Source organism: Streptomyces angustmyceticus (assembly GCF_040701845.1).
GTDB classification, from domain to species: Bacteria; Actinomycetota; Actinomycetes; order Streptomycetales; family Streptomycetaceae; genus Streptomyces; species Streptomyces angustmyceticus_A.
In genome coordinates, this window is sequence record NZ_JBFBHQ010000056.1 from 1 (window position 1) to 3,778 (window position 3,778).

The 3,778-nt window shown below is 71.9% G+C and carries 4 protein-coding genes; 1 reads left to right on the forward strand and 3 read right to left on the reverse strand.

What is annotated here, in order from left to right; translation table 11 throughout:
- Nucleotides 1-343: 343 nt before the first annotated feature.
- Entirely contained in the window at nt 344-1,351 is a 1,008-nt protein-coding gene (locus AB0411_RS37635; RefSeq protein ID WP_366421715.1) for a stage II sporulation protein M, read from the reverse strand.
- 113 nt (nt 1,352-1,464) lie between these two features.
- On the opposite strand from AB0411_RS37635, the gene AB0411_RS37640 reads away from it, so the two are divergent.
- On the forward strand, nt 1,465-2,631 hold the full coding sequence (locus tag AB0411_RS37640) for an RDD family protein (protein ID WP_366421716.1): 1,167 nt from the start codon (nt 1,465-1,467) through the stop codon (nt 2,629-2,631).
- 269 nt (nt 2,632-2,900) lie between these two features.
- Here the strand turns inward: AB0411_RS37640 and AB0411_RS37645 are convergent, their stop codons facing one another.
- Together AB0411_RS37645 and AB0411_RS37650 are read right to left on the reverse strand one after the other, a co-directional pair.
- Nucleotides 2,901-3,515 carry a hypothetical protein gene (locus tag AB0411_RS37645; RefSeq protein ID WP_366421717.1) on the reverse strand — a complete coding sequence of 205 codons (615 nt, stop codon included), beginning with the start codon at nt 3,513-3,515 and terminating at the stop codon, nt 2,901-2,903.
- Between the two features lie 168 nt (nt 3,516-3,683).
- The coding region (locus tag AB0411_RS37650; RefSeq protein WP_355793786.1) for an adenosylhomocysteinase at nt 3,684-3,778 on the reverse strand (95 nt) is incomplete at its 5' end.

Sequence of the window (3,778 nt, forward strand, 5' to 3'; positions counted from 1 at the left end):
CGTTCGGCTTTCGCTTTCCGGCCTTTCCGACTCTATCAGATCCGATTCGTTCCGTTGCCGGTCCGAATTCGTTTCCGAATCCCCGTCGGAGGGGGGTTGCCTTTTGGCTTTTCCGACTTTATCAGAAGGTATTCGGTCGAATTAAATCGGCCGGGGCTTCCGGTAAGTGGTCGGTTGCGCTTCGCCGAATGGAAATTCCGGCCGAAGCGGAGGAGAGACTACCTGTCGCTCCAGAACTTGTCCAGTTCTTTGCAACCGTTCGAATCTACCTCCCCCTGAGGCTCGTGTCAACGGGCTTCTGGGGCGGACAGGAGATTAGCAGGTCAGCGGGGCTCGATGCACATCACGCGGCGGTCGGGACGGTGGCTTCGCGGTCGGTGAGGTCCACGTCGCCGGTGGCGCCGGCGCGTACGGCGCGGCCGCCCAGGACGTAGACGTACAGGAGGAAGGTCAGTTCGGCGGTGATGCCGATGCCTATGCGGGCCCAGGTGGGCAGGCCGGACGGGGTGACGAAGCCTTCGAGGGCGCCGGACACGAAGAGGACCGCGGCGAGTCCGATGGCGACGCCGAGGGCGGAGCGGCCTTCTTGGGCCAGGGCGGTCCGGCGGGTGCGGGGGCCCGGGTCGATGAGGGTCCAGCCCAGGCGGAGGCCGATGCCGGCCGCGACGAAGACGGTGGTCAGTTCGAGGAGGCCGTGCGGAAGGATCAGGCCGAGGAAGGTATCGAGGCGGCCGGCCGAGGACATCAGGCCGATGCCGACGCCCAGGTTGAGCATGTTCTGGAAGAGGATCCACAGGACGGGCAGGCCGGCAAAGGCGCCGAGGACCAGGCACAGGGCGACGGCCTGGGCGTTGTTCGTCCATACCTGGGCGGCGAAGGACGCGGCGGGATGGCTGGAGTAGTACGTCTCGTACTCACCGCCGGGGCGGGTCATGTTGCGCAGGTCGTCCGGGGCGCCGATCGCCGCCTGGACCTCGGGGTGCGCGGCGATCCACCAGCCGAGGAGGGCGGCGACCGCGGTGGAGAGGATCGCGGTCGGGATCCACCAGTGGCGCAGGCGGTAGAGCGCGGCGGGGAAGGCCGTGGTGAAGAAGTGGGCGGCGTCGCGCCAGGAGGCCTTGCGGGCACCGGTGACCGCGCTGCGGGCGCGGGCCACGAGGGAGGTGAGGCGGCTGGTCAGCACCGGGTCCGGGGCGCTGGAGAGGAGGAGGGAGAGGTGGGTGGTGGTGCGTTGATACAGGGTGACCAGTTCGTCGGCCTCGGCTCCGGTGAGGCGGCGTTTGCGGTGGAGCAGGGTGTCGAGGCGGTCCCATTCGGCGCCGTGGGCCGTGACGAAGACATCGAGGTCCATCGGGTGTCGCTCCTCGCAGCGCCGTGGGTGGGGGCCGGATCAGCTTGGCAGACTGGCGGTGCCCGGCGTGGGGCGGGCGGGAGTTCGGCGATCTAGAGGGAGTGGGGCGCGGCGTGAGTGAGCTCGTCACGGGTGAAGCGGTGGTGCTGGGGCTGCGGCCGGCCAGGCTGCCGAGCCGGGGTCTGGCGGTGGCCGTCGATGTGGCGGTGGCCTGGGCGGTCTACCTCGGCGTATCGCTGGTGTTGTTGAGTGCGACGTCGTCGATGGACAGTGCGGCGGTGGCGGCCGTATCGGTTGCCACGTTCGTGCTGGTCCAGGTGGGGATACCCATCGTCATCGAGACGCTGAGCAATGGCCGGTCGCTGGGGAAGCTGGTCTGCGGGCTGCGGGTCGTACGGGCGGACGGCGGGCCGATCCGGTTCCGGCATGCGCTGGTGCGCGGCTCGATAGGGGCCATCGAGATCGTGATGACGATGGGGGTGGTGGCGGCCCTCGCCTCCTTGCTGTCGGAGCGGGGGCGCCGGGTGGGGGACGTGTTCGCGGGGACGCTGGTCATACGGGAGCGGCTGCCGGTGGCCGACGTGGGGACGGCGCTGCCGCCGCCGCCTCCGTGGCTGGTGGCGGAGGTCGGGGCGCTGGATCTGTCGCGGGTGCCCGATGGGTGGTGGCTCACGGTGCGGCAGTACCTGACGCGCAGCGGGCAGCTCGATCCGCAGGTCGGTGGGGCGATGGCGGGGCGGCTGGTGGAGGACCTGCGGGGGTTCACCGGGGTGCCGGGGCCGGCAGGGGTGCCTGCGGCGGCGTATCTGGCGGCAGTGGTGGGGGAACGACAGGCGCGGGAGGCGCGGCGGGCGTTCGGGGCGTCGGTGGGCGGCCGGACGTCGATGGCCGATGGAGCAGCGTCGGCTGGTGGAGAGCCGGGGGTTGCTGGTGGTGGGGAATTTCGGCATGGGGAGTCGGGGGCCTCGGGGGATCCCGTGAGGGCGGCGGAGTCCCTGTCGTCGGGGATGGCTGGGGGGCCGGGGGCGACCGGGGGTGCGGTGGCTTCGGCGTCGGCGGGGGCCTGGGCACTGCCTGGGGCTGGGGCAGGGGCTCCCGCCGTGGGCGGGGGTGGAACCGCGGTCCGGTCGGCTGGAGTGACGCGCCATGACGGGGGCGAGGCGCTTGGCGTGCCCGTGCCAGCGTCGGCACCGGCACCGGCACCGGAGCGGGGGCGTGGGGGCGATGAGGGTGATGGCGGAGGAAGCGCGCCGCGCACGGGGTTCGCGCCGCCGGTGTGAGTCGTGCTTGACCCGCTGGTGTCAGCACCGTTGCGGCGCGCTGATGTGAGCCGCGCGCTGAGGCGAAGGGCGGCGGCGGGCTTGTGGGGTCAGCCGACGGGCCGGCGGGAATCCGGGGGTTGGGCCTGGGCACGTCCGAGGCGGGTCCGGGGGCCGGTGAACTTGTGGCCGAGCCCGGCGGTTGGTCCGGCGGGGCTTCGTGGCGGCTTCCGGCGGCCGTGACTGGGCGTGCGGAGGCCGATGAGGGGCGGAGCGGCCGGGCGGGCCGGTCAGGGGAACGTCGACGGTGGGGATTCGAGGGATTCGAGTTCGATGCCGGGGGCGGCGAGGACTACGTCGCCGGCGATGTGGACGGTGTGCTGTTCGCCGGTTTCCAGGTCGTTGACCTGGTATTCGTCGGCGATGAGGGGGGCGTTGTCAGTGGCGTGTGGTGTGCTCTTCAGCAGGGCCCAGGACTGGTCGAGCGTGCGGGGGGCGAGGACGGGGGGTGTGAGGGCGACGAGGCGGGTGCGGACGGCGCCGGCGCCCAGGGCGGGGCGCAGCAGGCGCGCGGTGGCGATGAGGAACGCGGGGGACGCGCCGGTGAAGGCGTGGGCGGGGACGTTGCCTTCGGTGGCGTGTTCTCCGGTCGGGTCGGTGCGTACCCAGGTGACGCCCTCCAGGGCGGCGCCGCGGACCTGCCAGGCGGAGGCGTGGAGTTCGAGGCGGAGGGGGCGGCCGAGTTCGTCGAGGGTGAGGTCGACGGAGCCGGTGTGGTCGCCGGAGGGGTTGACGATCTGGGAGACGTAGCGCCAGCCGGAGGGGCCGGTGGCGCAGTGGAAGTGCTCTTCACCCAGGGGGGTGTGATCGTGTGGGTCGTAGAGGGAGTAGTGGCCGCGGGGCATAGGGGGTCAGGTCCTTCGGGCGGCGGCGTGCCGGTGCGTCGGGGGCGGCGGGTCGGTGCGTTCTTACGGACCAGGCCCCCGCCGTGGAAGGCGAGGGCCTGGTATCACCGGCTGCTGTGGGCGGCTCCAAGGGTCAGCGGGACTGACCGCTGGTGGGCACCCGCTGGATCAGTAGCGGTAGTGGTCGGGCTTGTACGGGCCCTCGACCTGGACGCCGATGTAGGCGGCCTGCTCCGGGCGCAGCTCGGTGAGCTTGACGCCCA

Excerpts from the sequence above, each read along its gene's own strand:
- AB0411_RS37635 (WP_366421715.1), bottom strand. The coding sequence starts at position 1,351 with ATGGACCTCGATGTCTTCGTCACGGCCCACGGCGCCGAATGGGACCGC.
- AB0411_RS37645 (WP_366421717.1), bottom strand. The coding sequence starts at position 3,515 with ATGCCCCGCGGCCACTACTCCCTCTACGACCCACACGATCACACCCCC.